Source organism: Pseudomonas sp. NFPP25 (assembly GCF_900116505.1).
Taxonomy (GTDB): domain Bacteria; phylum Pseudomonadota; class Gammaproteobacteria; order Pseudomonadales; family Pseudomonadaceae; genus Aquipseudomonas; species Aquipseudomonas protegens.
Window position 1 is genome coordinate 535,951 of record NZ_FPBG01000004.1, and the last position, 18,061, is coordinate 554,011.

23 protein-coding genes are annotated in these 18,061 nt (G+C 63.2%); 10 read left to right on the top strand and 13 right to left on the bottom strand.

Annotated elements, in window-relative coordinates; translation table 11 throughout:
• Nucleotides 1-193 precede the first annotated feature (193 nt).
• The 4 genes from ftsY (at nt 194) to rpoH (ending at nt 4,366) form a co-directional block, all read left to right on the top strand.
• The gene (gene ftsY / locus BM382_RS18735; protein ID WP_072443568.1) at nt 194-1,711 is read left to right on the top strand and encodes a signal recognition particle-docking protein FtsY; all 1,518 of its coding nucleotides are present in this window, start codon (nt 194-196) and stop codon (nt 1,709-1,711) included.
• Entirely contained in the window at nt 1,708-2,379 is a 672-nt protein-coding gene (gene ftsE, locus BM382_RS18740) for a cell division ATP-binding protein FtsE (protein ID WP_011064030.1), read from the top strand. The genes ftsY and ftsE overlap by 4 nt, the downstream gene beginning before the upstream one ends.
• The gene (ftsX, locus tag BM382_RS18745; RefSeq protein WP_015637373.1) at nt 2,376-3,398 is read left to right on the top strand and encodes a permease-like cell division protein FtsX; all 1,023 of its coding nucleotides are present in this window, start codon (nt 2,376-2,378) and stop codon (nt 3,396-3,398) included. Before ftsE ends, ftsX begins: the two co-directional genes overlap by 4 nt.
• A gap of 113 nt (nt 3,399-3,511) precedes the next feature.
• On the top strand, nt 3,512-4,366 hold the full coding sequence (rpoH, locus tag BM382_RS18750) for an RNA polymerase sigma factor RpoH (RefSeq protein ID WP_011064028.1): 855 nt from the start codon (nt 3,512-3,514) through the stop codon (nt 4,364-4,366).
• Nucleotides 4,367-4,512: 146 nt separating this feature from the next.
• Here rpoH and mtgA read toward each other — a convergent pair whose 3' ends face one another.
• Nucleotides 4,513-5,235, bottom strand: a complete 723-nt coding sequence (mtgA, locus tag BM382_RS18755) for a monofunctional biosynthetic peptidoglycan transglycosylase (RefSeq protein ID WP_011064027.1) — start codon at nt 5,233-5,235, stop codon at nt 4,513-4,515.
• Nucleotides 5,236-5,309: 74 nt separating this feature from the next.
• Between mtgA and BM382_RS18760 the strand changes: the two genes are divergently transcribed.
• From BM382_RS18760 to trmB, 4 genes are all read left to right on the top strand, one after another.
• Nucleotides 5,310-5,690 (top strand): DUF423 domain-containing protein, encoded by a 381-nt coding sequence (locus BM382_RS18760; RefSeq protein WP_011064026.1) that lies wholly within the window; start codon nt 5,310-5,312, stop codon nt 5,688-5,690.
• A 70-nt stretch (nt 5,691-5,760) separates the two neighbouring features.
• On the top strand, nt 5,761-5,961 hold the full coding sequence (thiS, locus tag BM382_RS18765) for a sulfur carrier protein ThiS (RefSeq protein WP_011064025.1): 201 nt from the start codon (nt 5,761-5,763) through the stop codon (nt 5,959-5,961).
• A 163-nt stretch (nt 5,962-6,124) separates the two neighbouring features.
• A complete protein-coding gene (locus BM382_RS18770; RefSeq protein WP_011064024.1) occupies nt 6,125-6,919 on the top strand; it encodes a thiazole synthase in 795 nt (264 codons plus the stop codon).
• Between the two features lie 9 nt (nt 6,920-6,928).
• Nucleotides 6,929-7,654 carry a tRNA (guanosine(46)-N7)-methyltransferase TrmB gene (gene trmB / locus BM382_RS18775; RefSeq protein ID WP_011064023.1) on the top strand — a complete coding sequence of 242 codons (726 nt, stop codon included), beginning with the start codon at nt 6,929-6,931 and terminating at the stop codon, nt 7,652-7,654.
• Between the two features lie 93 nt (nt 7,655-7,747).
• Here the strand turns inward: trmB and BM382_RS18780 are convergent, their stop codons facing one another.
• The 11 genes from BM382_RS18780 to BM382_RS18830 form a co-directional block, all read right to left on the bottom strand.
• Nucleotides 7,748-8,296, bottom strand: coding sequence for an RNA 2'-phosphotransferase (locus BM382_RS18780; protein WP_072443570.1), 549 nt, complete (start codon nt 8,294-8,296; stop codon nt 7,748-7,750).
• 87 nt (nt 8,297-8,383) lie between these two features.
• Complete coding sequence (locus tag BM382_RS18785) at nt 8,384-8,707, bottom strand: DUF3392 domain-containing protein (RefSeq protein ID WP_011064021.1); 324 nt, start codon at nt 8,705-8,707, stop codon at nt 8,384-8,386.
• Between the two features lie 9 nt (nt 8,708-8,716).
• On the bottom strand, nt 8,717-9,919 hold the full coding sequence (gene hemW, locus BM382_RS18790) for a radical SAM family heme chaperone HemW (protein WP_072443572.1): 1,203 nt from the start codon (nt 9,917-9,919) through the stop codon (nt 8,717-8,719).
• Nucleotides 9,916-10,512, bottom strand: coding sequence for an RdgB/HAM1 family non-canonical purine NTP pyrophosphatase (gene rdgB / locus BM382_RS18795; RefSeq protein ID WP_026020234.1), 597 nt, complete (start codon nt 10,510-10,512; stop codon nt 9,916-9,918). The genes hemW and rdgB overlap by 4 nt, the downstream gene beginning before the upstream one ends.
• Nucleotides 10,509-10,943 (bottom strand): DUF4426 domain-containing protein, encoded by a 435-nt coding sequence (locus tag BM382_RS18800; RefSeq protein WP_072443574.1) that lies wholly within the window; start codon nt 10,941-10,943, stop codon nt 10,509-10,511. Before BM382_RS18800 ends, rdgB begins: the two co-directional genes overlap by 4 nt.
• Before the next feature lie 26 nt (nt 10,944-10,969).
• Nucleotides 10,970-11,590 (bottom strand): methionine biosynthesis protein MetW, encoded by a 621-nt coding sequence (gene metW / locus BM382_RS18805; RefSeq protein WP_011064017.1) that lies wholly within the window; start codon nt 11,588-11,590, stop codon nt 10,970-10,972.
• A gap of 7 nt (nt 11,591-11,597) precedes the next feature.
• Complete coding sequence (locus BM382_RS18810) at nt 11,598-12,737, bottom strand: homoserine O-succinyltransferase MetX (RefSeq protein WP_072443576.1); 1,140 nt, start codon at nt 12,735-12,737, stop codon at nt 11,598-11,600.
• Nucleotides 12,738-12,900: 163 nt separating this feature from the next.
• Nucleotides 12,901-13,194 (bottom strand): DUF167 domain-containing protein, encoded by a 294-nt coding sequence (locus BM382_RS18815; protein WP_011064015.1) that lies wholly within the window; start codon nt 13,192-13,194, stop codon nt 12,901-12,903.
• 14 nt (nt 13,195-13,208) lie between these two features.
• The gene (locus BM382_RS18820; protein WP_011064014.1) at nt 13,209-13,799 is read right to left on the bottom strand and encodes a YggT family protein; all 591 of its coding nucleotides are present in this window, start codon (nt 13,797-13,799) and stop codon (nt 13,209-13,211) included.
• A gap of 10 nt (nt 13,800-13,809) precedes the next feature.
• The gene (gene proC, locus BM382_RS18825) at nt 13,810-14,628 is read right to left on the bottom strand and encodes a pyrroline-5-carboxylate reductase (RefSeq protein ID WP_072443578.1); all 819 of its coding nucleotides are present in this window, start codon (nt 14,626-14,628) and stop codon (nt 13,810-13,812) included.
• A 34-nt stretch (nt 14,629-14,662) separates the two neighbouring features.
• Nucleotides 14,663-15,361 (bottom strand): YggS family pyridoxal phosphate-dependent enzyme, encoded by a 699-nt coding sequence (locus tag BM382_RS18830; RefSeq protein ID WP_072443580.1) that lies wholly within the window; start codon nt 15,359-15,361, stop codon nt 14,663-14,665.
• 190 nt (nt 15,362-15,551) lie between these two features.
• On the opposite strand from BM382_RS18830, the gene BM382_RS18835 reads away from it, so the two are divergent.
• Nucleotides 15,552-16,586 (top strand): type IV pilus twitching motility protein PilT, encoded by a 1,035-nt coding sequence (locus BM382_RS18835; protein WP_072443582.1) that lies wholly within the window; start codon nt 15,552-15,554, stop codon nt 16,584-16,586.
• Between the two features lie 78 nt (nt 16,587-16,664).
• Here the strand turns inward: BM382_RS18835 and BM382_RS18840 are convergent, their stop codons facing one another.
• Entirely contained in the window at nt 16,665-17,288 is a 624-nt protein-coding gene (locus tag BM382_RS18840; protein ID WP_011064010.1) for a C40 family peptidase, read from the bottom strand.
• A gap of 250 nt (nt 17,289-17,538) precedes the next feature.
• Here BM382_RS18840 and BM382_RS18845 point away from each other — a divergent pair, with 250 nt between their 5' ends.
• The gene (locus BM382_RS18845; RefSeq protein ID WP_011064009.1) at nt 17,539-17,958 is read left to right on the top strand and encodes an NINE protein; all 420 of its coding nucleotides are present in this window, start codon (nt 17,539-17,541) and stop codon (nt 17,956-17,958) included.
• The last annotated feature ends 103 nt before the right edge of the window (nt 17,959-18,061 follow it).

An 18,061-nucleotide genomic window follows, 5' to 3' on the forward strand; every position in this document is an offset into this window, starting at 1 on the left:
ACCAGCTAGACTTCGACTTTTCGCCGATTTTGCCGTTCCAGTCCTTTAGTAAAATCGCTCCTTGAAGTGCTTTTGGGCATTTCGACAACATGTTGCGCGTGAACAAGCTGGATGAAACACAGTCTGTTCTGCATCGAATATTTATTTACCGAGGCGCCCAGTGGCGCATCGCTACCTTGAGATAGCCGTCTCCATGTTTGGTTCCAACGACGACAAAAAGACCCCAGCCGCGGCTGGCGAGAAGAAAGGCCTGTTCGGATGGCTGCGCAAAAAGCCGCAGGAACCCGTCGTCGAACAGCCGCAAGTGCCTGCCGAGCCGGCACCGACCCCGGTCATCGAACCTGCCGCCAGCGTAGCCCCGGCCGAGCCGGTGGTGCTGCCAATGGCCGAGCCGGTGCTGCAACCGCACATCGCGCCTGAACCGGCGGCCCCCGCGGCGCCCGACCTGCCGCTGGCGCCAAGCGCCGAGCACAAGCCCTGGTTGACCCTGCCGGTGGCGGAAGAACCCGTGGCCCTGGTGGAAGACGCCCAGGCCGAGCATGTGGCTCCGCCGATTCCGGCTGTTGCCGTGCACCCTGAGCCGGTGGTCGAAGCCCCGGTGGTTACCCCGGCCCCCGTGGTCGAGGTGCAAGCCCCGGTTGCCCCGGTATTTGTCGCCCCTGAACCTGTTGCTCCTGCTCCTGCTCCTGCTCCTGCTCCTGCTCCTGTAGCCGAGCCGGTTGTGGCGGCGGCAGAGCCCGAGCCTGTGACCGAGCCCGCCCGTCCCGCCGAAGAGAGCAAGATCGGCTTCTTCGCTCGCCTCAAGCAGGGCCTGTCCAAGACCAGCGCCAGCATTGGCGAAGGCATGGCCAGCCTGTTCCTCGGCAAGAAGGCCATCGATGACGAATTGCTGGAAGACCTGGAAACCCGCCTGCTGACCGCAGACGTCGGGGTCGAGGCGACTTCGGTGATCATCCAGAACCTGACCCAGAAGGTGGCACGCAAGCAGCTCACCGACTCCGATGCGCTGTATGCCTCGCTGCAGGCCGAACTCACCAGCATGCTCAAGCCGGTGGAACAACCACTGCAGATCGTCGCCCAGAACAAGCCGTTCGTGATCCTGGTGGTGGGCGTCAACGGCGCCGGCAAGACCACCACCATCGGCAAGCTGGCGAAGAAGCTGCAGTTGGAAGGCAAGAAAGTCATGCTGGCCGCTGGCGACACCTTCCGCGCCGCGGCAGTGGAGCAGTTGCAAGTCTGGGGCGAGCGCAACAAGATCCCGGTCATCGCCCAGCACACCGGTGCCGATTCGGCCTCGGTGATCTTCGATGCGGTGCAAGCGGCCAAGGCCCGTGGCATTGACGTGCTGATCGCCGACACGGCGGGGCGCCTGCACACCAAAGACAACCTGATGGAAGAGCTGAAGAAAGTCCGTCGGGTCATCGGCAAGCTCGATGCCGACGCGCCCCATGAGGTGCTGCTGGTGCTGGACGCCGCTACCGGCCAGAACGCCATCAACCAGGCCAAGCAGTTCAACCAGACGGTGCAGTTGTCCGGCCTGGCCCTGACCAAGCTCGACGGTACCGCCAAGGGGGGAGTGATCTTCGCCCTGGCCAAGCAGTTCGGCCTGCCGATCCGTTATATCGGCGTCGGTGAAGGCATCGACGACTTGCGTACCTTTGAAGCCGAACCCTTTGTCCAGGCACTGTTTGCCGAGCGGGAGCGTTCATGATTCGTTTCGAACAGGTCGGTAAGCGCTACCCCAACGGTCACGTTGGCCTGCATGAGCTGAGCTTTCGCGTGCGTCGCGGCGAATTCCTGTTTGTCACCGGCCATTCCGGCGCCGGTAAGAGCACCTTGCTGCGCCTGCTGCTGGCCATGGAGCGTCCCACCACCGGCAAGCTGCTGCTGGCCGGGCAGGACCTGGGGCAGATCAGCAATGCGCAGATCCCGTTCCTGCGGCGGCAGATCGGCGTGGTGTTCCAGAACCACCAGTTGCTGTTCGACCGCACCGTATTCAACAACGTCGCCCTGCCGCTGCAGATCCTCGGCCTGTCCAAGGCGGAAATCGCCAAGCGGGTGGACTCGGCCCTGGAGCGCGTAGCGCTGTCGGACAAGACCGATCTGTACCCCGGCGACCTGTCCACCGGTCAGCAGCAGCGCGTGGGCATCGCCCGGGCCATCGTCCACCGCCCGGCTCTGCTGCTGGCGGACGAACCCACCGGTAACCTCGACCCGCGTCTTGCGGCGGAAATCATGGGCGTGTTCGAAGACATCAACCGCCTGGGCACCAGCGTGCTGATCGCCAGCCACGACCTGGCACTGATCGCCCGCATGCGCCACCGCATGCTGACCTTGCAACGCGGACGCTTGATCGGCGACGGGGAGGCCGGCGTATGAGTGCTACACGTACCCCTAAAGTGGCGGAGCGCGTAGCGCCCAAGGCGTCCGAAGCACCACCGCCGAAGAAAAAGCGTGACGAGGACGACGGCCCGGATTTCGGCACCCTGCTGCACGCCTGGATCGAAAGCCATCGCGCCAGCCTGCTGGACAGCCTGCGGCGCCTGGGCAAACAGCCCATCGGCAGCTTCTTTACCTGCCTGGTGATGGCCGTGGCCTTGAGCCTGCCCATGGGCTTGTCGCTGTTGCTCAATAATGTCGAGCGCCTGGGCGGTTCCTGGCAGCGCGCGGCGCAGATCTCGCTGTACCTGGATCTGGGGGCTTCTGCTACCGAGGGCGAGAAGCTCAGTGAAGAGATCAAGGGCCTGCCCGGTGTGGCGGATGCCGAGTTCATCAGCAAGGAAAAGGCCCTGGAGGAGTTCCAGCAGCAGTCCGGGCTGGGCGAGGCCTTGCGCGAACTGCCCCATAACCCGCTGCCGGGTGTAGTGCTGGTCACACCGAACGAAGTGGATAAGGCGACCCTGGAAGCCCTGCGCCAGCGGTTGTCGGAAATGCCCAAGGTGCAACTGGCGCAACTGGACCTGGTATGGGTCGAGCGGCTGGCGGCGATCCTCAAGCTGGGGGACCGCTTTGTCTTCGGCCTGACGGTGCTGCTGGTTTCTGCATTACTTTTGGTGATAGGCAATACCATTCGTCTTCATATTGAAAACCGCCGCACCGAGATAGAAGTGATTAAACTCGTCGGCGGCACGGACAGTTATGTTCGTCGGCCCTTCCTCTATATGGGGGCGCTGTATGGTTTCGGCGCGGGGATCCTGTCCTGGGGTGTATTGGCGTTTGGCCTGAACTGGCTGAACGATGCGGTAATCGGTCTGGCTGGCTTGTATGGCAGCGATTTTGCCCTCGCGGGGGTGCCGGTTGCCGATGGTCTGTCGCTCTTGCTAGGGGCGGTGCTGTTGGGTTATATCGGTGCGTGGATTGCGGTGGCCCGTCACCTGAGGGAACTGGCACCGAAGTAATATCTTTTTGCTTGTATTGACCTTTCAGCATTTTTGGGAACTTGTTTCGCGGTTTCCGGTCAATTTTCGCAGTGCTGAACGGCACGAGTTATGTGAGTCGGAGGTTTTTTCGTATGACCACTTCTTTGCAACCTGCTTACGCATTGGTTCCAGGCGCAAACCTGGAGGCTTATGTGCACACGGTGAACAGCATTCCATTGCTGACACCCGAGCAGGAGCGTGAACTGGCCGAGAGTCTCTACTATGAGCAGGATCTTGAGGCGGCTCGGCAGATGGTGCTCGCCCACCTGCGTTTTGTCGTACATATCGCCCGTAGCTATTCCGGCTACGGGTTGGCCCAGGCTGACCTGATCCAGGAAGGCAACGTTGGCCTGATGAAAGCCGTGAAGCGCTTCAACCCTGAGATGGGTGTGCGCCTGGTGTCCTTTGCCGTGCACTGGATCAAGGCGGAAATTCACGAGTTCATCCTGCGTAACTGGCGGATTGTGAAGGTTGCTACCACCAAGGCGCAGCGCAAGCTGTTCTTCAACCTGCGCAGCCAGAAGAAGCGTCTGGCCTGGCTGAACAACGAAGAAGTTCACCGCGTGGCGGAAAGCCTGGGCGTGGAGCCTCGTGAAGTGCGGGAAATGGAAAGCCGGCTGACCGGCCAGGACATGGCGTTCGATCCGGCTGCGGAAGCGGACGACGACAGCGCCTTCCAGTCGCCAGCCAACTACCTGGAAGACCACCGCTACGACCCGGCGCTGCAACTTGAGGATGCCGACTGGAGCGACAACTCCACCAGCAACCTGCACGAAGCCCTGGAAGTGCTGGACGAACGCAGCCGTGACATCCTCTACCAGCGCTGGCTGGCCGAAGAGAAAGCCACGCTGCATGACCTGGCGCAGAAGTACAACGTTTCGGCCGAGCGGATTCGCCAGCTGGAAAAAAGCGCGATGAACAAGCTGAAACTGTCCATCGCCGCTTAAGCCTGAAGCGTCATGCAAAACGCCCCGATTACCTCGGGGCGTTTTTGTTTGTGCGGTTGGCGTAGGAGCCGGCTTGCCGGCGAATCCCCAGCCCAGCACCCATCTCGAACATGCTCAAGAAGAACCGGCGCAAAGCCAAATCCGGGTTACTCCGCCCAAGGCGCCCTGCGCGACTCGTTCAGCCGATTCAAGTAATCGGCTCCACCCAACTGGCTCATCTGCCGCCGAACCCAGCCCGCCCGCTGCATCACATAAGTGCTGGGACGTGCTGCGCTCCACACCCTTGGATTGGGCAGGACAGCGGCTAGCAGGCTGGCTTGCTGGCGTGACAGATTGGCCGCGCTGACGCCGAAGTGATGGCGCGCCGCGGCTTCTGCCCCGAACACCCCTTCATCCCATTCGACACTGTTGAGGTAGACCTCAAGAATCCGCTGCTTGGGCCAGAACACCTCGATCAGCGCGGTGAACCAGGCTTCCAGTCCCTTGCGCAGGTAGCTGCGGCCGGACCACAGGAACAGGTTTTTCGACACTTGCTGGCTCAGGGTACTGGCGCCACGGATCGAGCCGCCCCTTTCGTTGTGGATCAACGCTGCCTGGATTGCATCGATATCGAAGCCCCAGTGCTCGGGGAATTTCTGATCCTCGCCGGCGATCACCGCCACCTTGAGGTTGTCGGAGATTTCATCCCAAGGCTTCCAGGTGCGCTGCAGGTCGATGGGGTCGTTGTCGACCCAGGACTCGATCTTGCGCTCTACCATCAGGGCGGTGCCCGGTGGCGGTACGAAACGCAACAGCAGCACCAGCAGGACGCTGCCGACCATGAACCACATCAAGGCTTTTACAAGACGACGAAACAGATAACGCAGCATAGAGATGGCTTGGCCGAACCCGTTGAGCGCGCCATTATACAGACCCTTTGTGCTGAATCTGACTGGAGTTCCTCATGTTGCGTGGCTTCCTGATGCTGGCCGCCTTCTTCGGTTTCACCGGGGTTGCCCTTGGCGCTTTCGCCGCCCACGGTCTTAAAAACCGCCTGAGCACGGACTACCTGGCTATTTTTCATACAGGTGTTACCTATCAACTGGTGCATGCCCTGGCGTTGTTCGGCGTCGCCTTGCTGGCGGCTCATATTCCCGGGCGGCTGGTGACCTGGGCCGGCGCTGCCTTCACCCTGGGCATCCTGCTGTTCTCCGGTAGCCTGTACCTGCTGACCCTGACTGGCACCAGCAAGCTGGGGATCATCACCCCCTTCGGCGGTGTGGCCTTCCTGGTCGGCTGGTTCCTGCTGGGGCTTGCCGCCTGGCGCCTGCAAGTTGCCGGCTGACGCTTGTAGCTGACCTTTAGGTCATGATCGGGCTAGAATGCTGGCCCCTAAAAATGATGGCGGCCTTGGCATGCGCATTCAGTTGAACGGTGAATCCTTTGAACTGCCCGACGGCTCGACCGTTGCGGCCCTGCTGAGCCATCTGGAACTCACCGGACGGCGGATCGCGGTGGAACTCAACCTGGATATCGTTCCGCGCAGCCAGCACGCCGAAACCGCCCTCAACGAAGGTGACCAGGTTGAAGTGGTCCACGCCATCGGCGGCGGCTAGTCACCGGCTTCAACCGCGCTGCTGCTCATCTGCGCAGCGCCCTGGCCCGATTCCGGGCCCTTTCATGGACGACATGCTTTCACCGGCCCCGGATCGAGGGTCACCAGAGCCCCGGGCCTGATAAAGAATTCTGCAAGAACCTCACCCCAACAGAGGATTTCCGATGAGCAACGTTCGTAGTGACAAGCCTTTCGTCCTGGCCGGTCGGACGTACCAGTCGCGTTTGCTGGTAGGCACCGGTAAGTACCGCGACATGGAAGAAACCCGCCTGGCCATCGAGGCCTCGGGTGCCGAGATCGTGACCGTTGCCGTGCGCCGGACCAATATCGGCCAGAACCCGGGCGAACCGAACCTGCTGGATATCCTGCCGCCGGATCGCTACACCATCCTGCCCAACACCGCCGGCTGCTATGACGCGGTCGAGGCCGTGCGCACCTGCCGCCTGGCCCGTGAGCTGCTCGATGGCCACAACCTGGTGAAGCTGGAAGTCCTGGCCGACCAGAAGACCCTGTTCCCCAACGTGCTGGAAACCCTCAAGGCCGCCGAAGTGCTGGTCAAGGAAGGTTTCGACGTGATGGTCTACACCAGCGACGACCCGATCATCGCCCGCCAGCTGGCGGAAATGGGCTGCATCGCGGTCATGCCGCTGGCCGGGCTGATTGGCACCGGGCTGGGAATCTGCAACCCGTACAACCTGCAGATCATCCTTGAAGAAGCCAAGGTTCCGGTACTGGTGGATGCCGGTGTCGGTACCGCTTCCGACGCCACCATCGCCATGGAACTGGGGTGTGAGGCGGTGCTGATGAACTCGGCCATCGCCCACGCGCAGCAGCCGGTGATGATGGCCGAAGCCATGAAACACGCAATTGTCGCGGGCCGCCTGGCGTACCTCGCCGGTCGCATGCCGAAGAAACTCTATGCCAGCGCCTCTTCGCCGCTGGATGGTCTGATCAAGTAAGAGCCATTGATGACTGAATCAAACGACACGCCAATCCAGCCGGAAGCCGGCGACGAGCGCCAACACCGCCGCATCAAGAGTTTCGTGATGCGCGCCGGGCGCATGACCGAGGGCCAGCAGCGCGGCCTGGACCAGGGCGCGCCGCTGTACGTGCTGCCCCTGGCCGACGCCCCGGTGGATTACGACCAGGTGTTCGGCCGTTCGGCACCGCGCTCCCTGGAAATCGGCTTCGGCATGGGCCACTCGCTGCTGGAAATGGCCGCAGCGGCCCCGGAGCAGGATTTCATCGGCGTTGAGGTTCACCGCCCGGGTGTCGGCGCGCTGCTCAATGGCGTGCTGACCCAGGGCCTGACCAACCTGCGGGTCTACGATTGCGATGCCATCGAGGTGCTCAACCGCTGCATCGCCGACAACAGCCTGGACCGGCTGATGCTGTTCTTCCCCGATCCGTGGCACAAGAGCCGGCACCACAAGCGCCGCATCGTCCAGGCTTCCTTCGCCGAGCTGGTGCGCAGCAAGCTCAAGGTTGGCGGCATTCTGCACATGGCCACCGACTGGGAGCCCTATGCCGAATATATGCTGGAGGTGATGAACGTCGCCCCGGGTTATCGCAACCTGGCCGAAGACGGCAAGTGTGTACCGCGCCCGGCCGAACGCCCGATCACCAAGTTCGAGCGTCGCGGCGAGCGCCTGGGCCACGGCGTGTGGGATTTGAAGTTCGAAAAGCTCGCCTGAGCCCCGCGGACACGCTGCTGTAGGAGCTGCCGGGCGGCGTTCCGCTTGCCAGCGAAGAGGCCTTCAAGGTCGCCTTCGCCAGCCAGCTGGCTCCTACAGGGCTTTGATGAAGCCGACCGGCACCTGTTCGGTCAGCCACACCCCATTCTCTGCCTGATAAAAGGTGAAGCCCTGGGCCTGCATGGCCTGGGCGTCGATCTGCAGGATCACCACCTTGCCATAGCGCTGGCCCACGGCCCGCGCGGTGTCGATTTCCTGGGACAGGTGCACGTGGTGCCGTGAACCCGGGATCAGCCCCTTTTCGTTGATCGAATCCATGAAGCGCGTGGCGGTGCCGTGGAAGAGCACGGCGGGCGGTTGCTTTGCCTCAAGCTGCAATTGCACGGCCTTGTTGGAATGCCCCTGAACGGCACGAATCCGCCGGCTGTCAGCCGAGAGGGCGAAGCGCTTCTTGTCGTTGCCTTCGACCACCAGCTCGATCAGTTCCCGGCTCAGTTGCCGGCCGTTCTTGGCCGCACCGCTGATCAGCGCGTCGATATCGCCCCAGCCTTCGCTGTCCAGTTCCAGGCCGATGGCCTGGGGCTCGTGGCGCAGCACATAGCTGAGGAACTTGCTGGTGTCCTCGATGACTTTCTTGCTCATGTTCTTCCTTGATAACGGGGGCGGCCGTTGGATTGCGTTCGCCGGCTTGGTGTAGGAGCCGGCTTGCCGGCGAAGGGGCCCTGCGAATTAACGACGATCAGCGACCACGCCAATCAGCACCAGCACCACCAACAGCACTGGCGCCAGGCTGTAGTTGTTGAACTGGCTCAGGCCGCGGACGATCCAGGGTGTGGCGTAGATCAGCGCCAGGCCGCTGCCCACCATGCACAGCAGGGCCATCAGCGGCACCCGCAGGGCGCCGGCGATGCCGCCCAGGCGCTGTTCGACCCAGCCCTTGATGTCCGCGCCGAACAGCACCAGCAGGCAGCCCACCAGTGCCAGGGCGATTTCCGAGAGGTTGCTGCGACTCCAGCGGGACACGGTGGCAAGCAGGTCGAGTACCAGATCCATGTAATTTCCTTAGATCAGAAAGTATTGCAGCAGGTCATTGAGAAAAAGTTGCCCGCGGGCCGTGGCCGCCAGGCGTGACGGTTCGACCTGCAACAAGCCGCTTTGTTCGGCCTGGCGCCGGCCTTCGGCGAGGCTGCCCAGGTCCAGGCCGGTGCGTTGGGCGAACAGCGCAGCGTCCACGCCATCGGTGAGGCGCAGGGCGTTCATCAGGAACTCGAACGGCAGCTCTTCGTTGCCCAGGGCCTTCTCGCCCGCCTTGAACTGCTTGGCCGGGTTCAGGTAGTCCTTGGGCAGGCGGGTCTTCCAGGTGCGCAGGATGCGCCCGTCCGGATGGCTGAGTTTGCCGTGGGCACCGGCGCCGATCCCGATGAAGTCGCCAAAGCTCCAGTAGTTCAGGTTGTGCCGCGCCGCGCGCCCGGGCTGGGCGTAGGCCGAGACTTCGTACTGGGCATAGCCGTGTTCGGCCAGCAGGGCCTGTCCGGCTTCCTGGATGTCCCACAGGGTGTCGTCTTCCGGCAGTACCGGTGGCTGGTTCCAGAACACCGTGTTGGGCTCCAGGGTCAGCTGGTACCAGGACAGGTGGGTCGGCTTCATCGCAATGGCCTGGCGCAGGTCGCCCAGGGCATCGTCCAGGGACTGGTCCGGCAGGCCGTGCATCAGGTCCAGGTTGAAGTTGTCGAACCCGGCCTGGCGCGCCATGCCAGCGGCGCGAATCGCTTCATCGCCGTTGTGGATGCGGCCCAGGGCCTTGAGCTTCTGTTCCTGGAAACTCTGGATGCCGATGGACAGGCGATTGATGCCCAGGGCGCGGTAGGCGGTGAATTTTTCCTGCTCGAAGGTCCCGGGGTTGGCTTCCAGGGTGATTTCGATGTCGGGGGCAAACCGGATGCGCTGTTCCACGCCCTTGAGCAGCCGACCCAGGGCCTGGGCGCTGAACAGGCTCGGGGTGCCGCCGCCGAAGAAGATCGAGCTCAGCTCGCGACCGTGCACGGCGTGCAGGTCCTGGTCGAGGTCGGCCAGCAGGGCGTCGACGTACTCCTCTTCCGGTAGCGTCGGGCTGGCCGCGTGGGAGTTGAAGTCGCAGTAGGGGCATTTGCGTACACACCACGGGATGTGGATGTACAGCGCCAGGGGCGGCAACTGGGGCAGCGCCGCCCGGGGCGTATGCGCGCCGCCGAGAATCAGCGGCGACGCGGAGGGCTCGTGGCTCATTTCAGGCCCAGGCGTTGCCGCAGAATGGCCATGGCGCGGGCGCGGTGGCTGAGCTGGTTTTTCTCCTCGGGGCCCAGTTCGGCGCTGGAGCAGTTGCGTTCCGGCACCCAGAACAGCGGGTCGTAGCCGAAGCCGTGCTCGCCGCTGGCGGCGGTAAGGATACGCCCGTGCCACAGGCCTTCGCAGAGGATCGGCAGCGGATCGTCGGCGTGCCGTACCAGTGCCAGGACGCAGACGAACTGCGCACCGCGCTCGGCTTGCGGGACATCCTTGAGGGCTTCGAGCAGCTTGGCGTTGTTCGCCGCGTCGCCCTGGCCGTCGGCGTAGCGGGCCGAGTAGATGCCCGGGGCGCCACCGAGGAAGTCCACTGCCAGGCCGGAGTCGTCGGCCAGTGCCGGCAAGCCGGAAATGCGTGCGGCATTGCGCGCCTTGAGGATGGCGTTTTCGACGAACGACAGGCCGGTTTCTTCCGGCTCGACGCTGCTGAACTCGCCGATCGAGCGCAATTGCACCGAAGCGCCGAGCATGGCCTGGAGTTCTTTGAGTTTGCCGGCGTTATGGCTGGCCAGTACGAGTTGCGTGAGGTTCATTATTCGCCCGGGAATAGCTCTTGGTTGAAGCTGAAGCTGTTGGTGTCACCGCCAGTCTGCACATTGATGGTGAACGTACGGTTTTCCTGCTGTTCCACCGGGAACTGGGCGATGTAGTAGATCGCGCCCTGTTCGGTGATCTGGCGGAACTTCAGGGGGATGCTCTTGCTGGTCAGGTCCTTGACCGTTCCGCTGACCTGGCCGACCAGCGGTTTGCCGTCCTTGATCAGGGACACGTTGATCACGCCCTGGTTCTTGCTGCGGATCAGCTCCGCCGCCCTGGCGATATCAGGCTGCAGGTAGGTGGAGTTGAAGGTGTTGTAGTGCACGGTGATGTCGCCAAAGACTTCCTGGCGCTCGCCCTTGATCGGGTCCGCCGCCAGGGCGCTGACGCTCAGGCAGGCAGCCAGTAGAAATGTAACCAGACGTCCCATGATGGTTCTCCTCGATGCAACGTGGTTTATACCGCGACCTTGTGATCCTGCAGGCCGGGACTGCTGACGCGGTAGATGCCGATCTCTCCTAAGAGATTAGGCCATAGCTTACTGGCCCACCCGTGGCGGTGTTGTTGATCGACGGCAAGGCGGTTGATCACCCGGGCTTGCCGCTCGCGGCACAGTTCTTCGAAGTCCTCGAAGGTGCAGAAGTGGATGTTCGGCGTGTTGTACCAGGTGTACGGGAGGAACTCCGAGACCGGCATCCGCCCCTTGCTGGCCAGGTACCAGCGGCAGCGCCAGTGACCGAAATTGGGGAAGGTGATGATGCACTGGCGGCCGACCCGGAGCATTTCGTCGAGGATCTTGTCCGGGTAGTGCACGGCTTGCAGGGCCTGGGTCATGACCACGATGTCGAAGCTGTTGCTGGCAAAGTTGCCCAGGCCCTTGTCCAGGTCCTGCTCGATCACGTTGATGCCCTTGGCCACGCACTCGGCGATGTTGTCCGGGTCGTTTTCCAGGCCATAGCCGGTGACCTGCTTGTGCTCCTGCAGCCAGCTCAGCAGCTCGCCGTTACCGCAGCCCAGGTCGAGGACGCGGCTGCCGGCGGGGATCCATTCCTGGATGATTTCCAGATCGGCTCTCATCGTGTCCTCACAAGATAATGCGGTTCATGTAGTGGCTGAACGCCTGCAGGTAGCGCGGGATCGGGATCAGGAAGGCGTCATGCCCCTGCGGTGCGTCGATCTCCAGGTAGCAGACGTCCTTGCGCGCGGCCATCAATGCATCCACCAGTTCCCGGGAGCGGGCCGGGGAGAAGCGCCAGTCGGTGGTGAAGGACATCACGCAGAACTTGGCGGTGGCATGGGCGAAGGTCTTGGCCAGGTCGTCGTCGCAGTTGGCCGCCGGGTCGAAGTAGTCCAGGGCCTTGGTCATCAGCAGGTAGGTGTTGGCATCGAAACGCCCGGAGAACTCCTCGCCCTGGTAGCGCAGGTAGCTTTCCACCTGGAACTCGACGCTGTGGAAGTCGTAGTTGAGCTTCTCGCTCTTGAGCCCACGGCCGAATTTCTCGCCCATGGAGTCATCGGACAGGTAAGTGATATGGCCCACCATTCGCGCCAGCATCAGCCCGCGCTTGGGGATCACCCCCTGTTCCTGGAACGAGCCGCCGTGGAATTCCGGGTCGGTGAGGATCGCCTGGCGCGCCACTTCGTTGAAGGCGATGTTCTGCGCCGAGAGCTTGGGCGCCGAGGCGATGGCCAGGCAGTGCCGTACACGGTCCGGGTAGGTGATGGTCCATTGCAGGGCCTGCATGCCGCCGAGGCTGCCGCCGATCACTGCAGCCCACTGGTCGATGCCCAGGCGATCCGCCAGGCGCGCCTGGCTGTGTACCCAGTCTTCCACGGTAAGCACCGGGAAGTCGGCGCCGAACGGCTTGCCGGTGTCCGGGTTGAGGCTGCTGGGGCCGGTGGAGCCGTTGCAACCGCCGAGGTTATTGAGGCTGACCACGAAGAACCTGTTGGTGTCGATCGGCTTGCCCGGGCCGATGCAGCTGTCCCACCAACCGGGCTTGCGGTCGTCGACGCTGTGGTAGCCGGCGGCGTGATGATGGCCGGACAGGGCGTGGCAGATCAGCACCGCGTTGCTGGCGCTGGCGTTGAGCTGACCGTAGGTTTCGTAGATCAGGTCGTAGGCCGGCAGCGCGCGCCCGCAGGCCAGGGCCAGGGGTTCGCTGAAGTGCGCTATTTGTGGCGTGACCAGACCAACAGAATCGGGGGGAAAGGCAGTTGGCATCGACCCTGCTCTCATTTAAATGAGGCGTAAGTCTAAAGACCGCTGCCCCCAGCGGCAAGCAAAGCCCGGGGCTGTGTTTCGTTGCGGGAAATGACGTGGAAGGTTCGCTGGCAAGCCAGCTCCTGCAGTGAACATGGCGCGCAGGAGCCGGCTTGCCGGCGAATCAGGCGGGGCGAGCCAGCCCCGGCAGGTCCGGCAGCTTCTTCGGCGCTTGCAGGCGCACCCGCTTCTGCCGGTTCAGCTCGCCGCTGACCAGGCTGACGTTGCTCTTGGGAATGCCAAAGGCCTTGGCCAGGAACGCCATCAGGTGCGCATTGGCCTTGCCTTCCACCGGTGGCGCGGTGAGGCGGATCTTCAACCGCTCGCCGTGCAGGCCAGCGAACTCGTCGCTGCTGGCCTTGGGTTGCAGGTGGCAATCGAGGATCAGATCGTCACCATCCCAGCGGTAATAACTCATGCAGGCCGCCCGGGTCAGATCAGCAGGCGCAGGATGTCCGGCATCATGGTCATGGCCGCCAGGTTATTGATCACCAGCATGTCCAGCAGCTTGAGCACCATGAATGCCAGGATCGGCGAGATATCCAGGCCGCCCATGCTCGGCAGGATGCGACGGAACGGGGCCAGGGCGGGTTCGCAGATCTGGTTCACCAGTTCGGCGCCGGGGTTGTGGCTGCCAGGGGCGACCCAGGACAGGATCACGCTGATGATCAGGGCGAAGAAGAAGATCTTCAGGAACAGCGCGGTGACGCCGATGATCGACCAGATCAGCAGTTGCAGCGGGTTGCCGGTGGTGCCGTAGGTCAGCAGCAGGGTCAGGGCCATCAGGGCCAGTTGCACCAGGATCGCCAGGAGCAGCGAGGACATGTCCAGGCCGCCGATGCTCGGGATGACCCGGCGCATCGGCTTGAGCAGCGGCTGGGTGGCCCGCACGATGAACTGGCACAGCGGGTTGTAGAAGTTGGCGCGCACCAGTTGCAGGACGAAACGCATCAGCACGATCAGCAGGTACAGGCTGCCCAGGGTTTGCAGCACATACACCGCAGCGGTGTTCAATCCAATCATCATTGGCTCCTTATTGGCCCAGTTGTTCGGCCATTTCGGCCGAGCGGTGCGCAGCGGCACCCAATGCTTTTTCCACCAGGGCTTCAAAGCCACCGGCCTGGAACGACTTGATGGCCGCTTCCGTGGTGCCTGCCGGTGAAGTCACGCGGCGGCGCAGCTCGGCGGCGTCAACGTCACTGGAGACCGCCATGTGGGCGGCGCCCAGGGCGGTCTGCAGAGTCAGCTGGGCGGCGGTTTCCCGGGGCAGGCCGAGCTTCTCGCCGGCGGCGGTCATGGCTTCGATCAGCAGGAAGAAATACGCCGGGCCACTGCCGGAGACGGCAGTCACTGCGTCCAGTTGCTGCTCCTGGTCCAGCCACAGGGCGATACCCACGGCGGACAGCAGTTCCTCGGCCTGCTGGCGTTGCTGGGCGCTGACTTCGGCGGTGGCGTACAGGCCGCTGACACCCTGGCGCAGCAGTGCCGGGGTGTTGGGCATGCAGCGCACGATGGGCTGGGCGTCGAGCCAGCTGTTCATGCTCGAACAGGTGATGCCGGCGGCGATGGACACCACCAGCTGTTGCGGCTTCAGGCTCGGGCGCAGGGCTTGGCACACGGCTTTCATGGCCTGGGGCTTGACCGCCAGGACGATCACGTCGACGCCTTCGATGGCCTCGGCGTTATCGGCAAATACCTGGATGCCATGTTCGGCCGCGACTTTCGCTCGGGTCTGCTCGCCCGGGTCGCTGGCGCGGATCTGCGAGGCCTCCAGGCCTTTGGCCCGCAGGCCGCCGATGAGACTGGCCGCCATGTTGCCGGCACCGATAAAAGCGATACGAGTCGTGTTCATGACAGGTCCTTACAAGAGGTCGGGGTCAGTCGCATCAGGACTGACTGTAGTCGCGGGCACCAAACAGCGCGGTACCGATCCGCACCCAGGTGGCGCCTTGGGCAATGGCCGCTTCGAGGTCGTGGCTCATGCCCATGGAAAGGGTATCCAGGGGCAGCTTGAGGCTGTCCCGCAGGTCGTTGTTCAGGCGTTGTACCGCGGCGAAGGCGGCGTCCTGGGCAGTGCGGTCCTCGGTAGGCTCGGGAATCGCCATCAACCCCCGCAGTTGCAGGCGTGGCAAGGCACCGATGGCGCTGGCCAGGGCCGGCAGGTCGGCCGGGGCGCAGCCGGACTTGCTGGCTTCGCCACTGACGTTCACCTGGATGCAGATGTTCAGTGGCGGCAACTCGGCCGGGCGTTGTTCGGACAGGCGTTGGGCGATTTTCAAGCGATCCACGGAGTGCACCCAGTCAAAATGCTCGGCAATGGCACGAGTCTTGTTCGACTGAATGGGGCCGATGAAGTGCCAACTCAAGGGCAGGTCGGCCAGTTCCTGCTGTTTGCCCAGGGCTTCCTGCAGGTAGTTCTCGCCGAAATCCCGCAGGCCGGCTGCATGGGCCTCGCGCAGGGCGGCGGCGGGCTTGGTCTTGCTCACGGCCAGCAGCTGGACGCTGTGCGGGTCGCGCTGTACGGCCTGGCAGGCGTTGCGGATGCGCTCGGCTACCTGGGCAATGTTGTCTGCTATCGTGGACATTCGATTTCGTCTCAAAAGTACCGGCGGCCCTGGCCACCGGCTGCCGCGTGAATCCACCAGACCTCGATTCTCCGCCGGCCCGAGCCACGCTCAAGGGTCGCGTCGGGCATCGTCCGCGGCCTGGCCATTGAATCTGCCAGGCGCGGGCGGGTCTGAAGCTCGCGGCATTCTACTGGAATTGGGGGGCACTATGGACATCACCGAACTCTTGCGCTTGAGCGCTTCCCGGGGCGCTTCGGACCTGCATCTGTCCGCCGGGCTGGCGCCGATGTTGCGCATCGATGGCGATATTCGCCCGCTGCCGGGCCCGGCCCTGGAAGGGCCACAGGTGCAGGCGCTGATCCATGAACTGATGAGCGAAGCTCAGCGCCAGGCATTCGCCGCCTGCAATGACCTGGATTTCGCCTATGAACTGCCGGGTGTGGCGCGATTTCGGGTCAATGCCTTCCGGCACGCCCGGGGCGTCGGTGCGGTGCTGCGCCTGATTCCCGCGCGGGTACAGAGCCTGGAGGAGCTGGGGCTGGGGGAAGTGTTTCGGCAGATTACCGAGGCGCCCCGCGGGCTGGTGCTGGTGACCGGGCCCACCGGCAGCGGCAAGTCCACCACACTGGCGGCGATGATCGATCACCTGAACCAGCACCGCCAGCAGCACATCCTGACCATCGAAGACCCTATCGAATTCGTGCATCCGCAGAAGAACTGCCTGGTGCACCAGCGCGAAGTGCAGCGCGATACCCGGAGCTTCGCCACGGCCTTGCGTGCGGCGCTGCGAGAAGATCCCGACGTGATCCTGCTGGGCGAACTGCGGGACCTGGAAACCATCCGCCTGGCCCTGACCGCCGCGGAAACCGGGCACCTGGTACTGGCCACCCTGCACACCTCGTCGGCGGCCAAGACCATCGACCGGCTGGTGGACGTGTTTCCGGGGGAGGAAAAGGCCCTGGTGCGCTCGATGCTGGCCGAGTCGCTGCAGGCAGTGGTCGCGCAAGTGCTGGTGAAGAAGGTGGGCGGTGGCCGGGTAGCGGCGCACGAGATCATGCTGGGCAGCCCGGCGATCCGTAACCTGATCCGCGAGGACAAGGTGGCGCAGATGTATTCGGCGATCCAGACGGGCGGCGCCCAGGGCATGCGCACCCTGGACATGAGCCTCAAGGCATTGCTCGGGCAGGGGTTGATCAGCCGCGATCAGGCGCGGGAGCAGGCGCGGATGCCGGAGAGCTTTTGACGGGGCTGGAAATGCATTCGCCGGCAAGCCGGCTCCTACAGGTGGGTGCAGGAGCCGGCTTGCCGGCGAAGCGGGGTATCAGCGTTGCACGACCCGCAGGGGCGCGTGCTCCTTGGGCAAGACCCGCTTGGCAACCACGTAGTGGCTCTGCCAGTAGGGCTTCTTCAGGGTATCGATGGTCACTGCCTTGCCGCGCCGCGGGGCGTGGATGAAGCGGTCTTCGCCCAGGTAGATGGCGACGTGGTTGACCTTGCGGCTCTTGATGTTGAAGAACAGCAGGTCGCCCGGCTTCAGGTCCTTGCGCTCGACCTTCTGCCCGTGGCCGCTGGCCATGGCGTTGGAGGTGCGTGGCAGGTCCACGGCGGCGACATCGTTGAAGGCGTAGCGCACCAGGCCGCTGCAGTCGAAGCCTTTGCTTGGGCTGCTGCCGCCCCAACGATAGGGTGTACCGAGGACATTGACCGCGCGGCTGAGAACCGTGGTGCTCGGCCGGCCGGCGTTGTTGGCCACCAGCTTGCTGTCGGCCTTGCTCAGGCGGGTGGGGTGCTTGATGGTGCTCTTGTTCTTGGCGGTGACCGTCGAAACGTGCGGTTTCGGGGTGTAGCCATTAACGTTGGGAAGTCGTTGCTCACGGTTGGTGGCGTGGGCGGCCAGTGGCATTAATAGGCAAATGGTTAGCCATGTCTTGAAAAATGGACGCATTAGGCAAGGCTCTTATTGGTTAGCGCGCAACTTTATAACAGCTTTCAGGTCACTTCCGTGGCCGTTTGTCGATTCAACCTTGGGGTCAACTTCGGCAAAGAGGTGGCAACTTGACGCAGAAAACCGTCAGAAGTCAGGCAGTACAAGGCTTTGGCGGAACAGAAGGTAACATTGCCCGCACGTCGAATGCCTGTAAAAAAGTCACAAAGTTTTTAAGAATATTTATCTATCACCTTCAAAGAGGCACTTAATGAACACCTATCGTCAGGATGCATCCACCCATGACACCCACAGCAAGGTGATCGGTTACCTGTTGTGGATTTTCGGTTTTACCGGGGCCCACCGCTTCTATTACGGCAAGCCGGTGACCGGGACTATCTGGTTCTTCACCTTCGGTCTGCTGGGCATTGGCTGGCTGATCGACTTGTTCCTGATCCCGTCCATGGACCGGGAAGCGGACCTTCGCTTTACCGCAGGTCCGGTGGAATACAGCGTGGCCTGGATTCTGCTGACCTTCCTCGGGGTTTTCGGCGTGCACCGCATGTACCAGGGCAAATGGCTGAGCGGGGTGATCTACCTGTTCACCGGCGGCCTGTTCTTCCTGGGGGTGCTGTACGACTTCTGGACCCTGAACGATCAGGTATCGCTGGAGAACGCCAAGCGCCGTTGATCCCGTCATCGGCGCAGGCGGTGATGGCGCAGCCTGTAGCCACTGCCGCAGGGCGCCATCAGGAGCGGCGGCTCCTTCGGCGCCGTTCGCAGCCTGCGGCAGC

Coding starts and splice junctions, on each gene's coding strand:
- ftsY (WP_072443568.1), top strand. CDS start 194: ATGTTTGGTTCCAACGACGACAAAAAGACCCCAGCCGCGGCTGGCGAG.
- ftsE (WP_011064030.1), top strand. CDS start 1,708: ATGATTCGTTTCGAACAGGTCGGTAAGCGCTACCCCAACGGTCACGTT.
- ftsX (WP_015637373.1), top strand. CDS start 2,376: ATGAGTGCTACACGTACCCCTAAAGTGGCGGAGCGCGTAGCGCCCAAG.
- rpoH (WP_011064028.1), top strand. CDS start 3,512: ATGACCACTTCTTTGCAACCTGCTTACGCATTGGTTCCAGGCGCAAAC.
- mtgA (WP_011064027.1), bottom strand. CDS start 5,235: ATGCTGCGTTATCTGTTTCGTCGTCTTGTAAAAGCCTTGATGTGGTTC.
- BM382_RS18760 (WP_011064026.1), top strand. CDS start 5,310: ATGTTGCGTGGCTTCCTGATGCTGGCCGCCTTCTTCGGTTTCACCGGG.
- thiS (WP_011064025.1), top strand. CDS start 5,761: ATGCGCATTCAGTTGAACGGTGAATCCTTTGAACTGCCCGACGGCTCG.
- BM382_RS18770 (WP_011064024.1), top strand. CDS start 6,125: ATGAGCAACGTTCGTAGTGACAAGCCTTTCGTCCTGGCCGGTCGGACG.
- trmB (WP_011064023.1), top strand. CDS start 6,929: ATGACTGAATCAAACGACACGCCAATCCAGCCGGAAGCCGGCGACGAG.
- BM382_RS18780 (WP_072443570.1), bottom strand. CDS start 8,296: ATGAGCAAGAAAGTCATCGAGGACACCAGCAAGTTCCTCAGCTATGTG.
- BM382_RS18785 (WP_011064021.1), bottom strand. CDS start 8,707: ATGGATCTGGTACTCGACCTGCTTGCCACCGTGTCCCGCTGGAGTCGC.
- hemW (WP_072443572.1), bottom strand. CDS start 9,919: ATGAGCCACGAGCCCTCCGCGTCGCCGCTGATTCTCGGCGGCGCGCAT.
- BM382_RS18800 (WP_072443574.1), bottom strand. CDS start 10,943: ATGGGACGTCTGGTTACATTTCTACTGGCTGCCTGCCTGAGCGTCAGC.
- metW (WP_011064017.1), bottom strand. CDS start 11,590: ATGAGAGCCGATCTGGAAATCATCCAGGAATGGATCCCCGCCGGCAGC.
- BM382_RS18810 (WP_072443576.1), bottom strand. CDS start 12,737: ATGCCAACTGCCTTTCCCCCCGATTCTGTTGGTCTGGTCACGCCACAA.
- BM382_RS18815 (WP_011064015.1), bottom strand. CDS start 13,194: ATGAGTTATTACCGCTGGGATGGTGACGATCTGATCCTCGATTGCCAC.
- BM382_RS18820 (WP_011064014.1), bottom strand. CDS start 13,799: ATGATTGGATTGAACACCGCTGCGGTGTATGTGCTGCAAACCCTGGGC.
- proC (WP_072443578.1), bottom strand. CDS start 14,628: ATGAACACGACTCGTATCGCTTTTATCGGTGCCGGCAACATGGCGGCC.
- BM382_RS18830 (WP_072443580.1), bottom strand. CDS start 15,361: ATGTCCACGATAGCAGACAACATTGCCCAGGTAGCCGAGCGCATCCGC.
- BM382_RS18835 (WP_072443582.1), top strand. CDS start 15,552: ATGGACATCACCGAACTCTTGCGCTTGAGCGCTTCCCGGGGCGCTTCG.
- BM382_RS18840 (WP_011064010.1), bottom strand. CDS start 17,288: ATGCGTCCATTTTTCAAGACATGGCTAACCATTTGCCTATTAATGCCA.
- BM382_RS18845 (WP_011064009.1), top strand. CDS start 17,539: ATGAACACCTATCGTCAGGATGCATCCACCCATGACACCCACAGCAAG.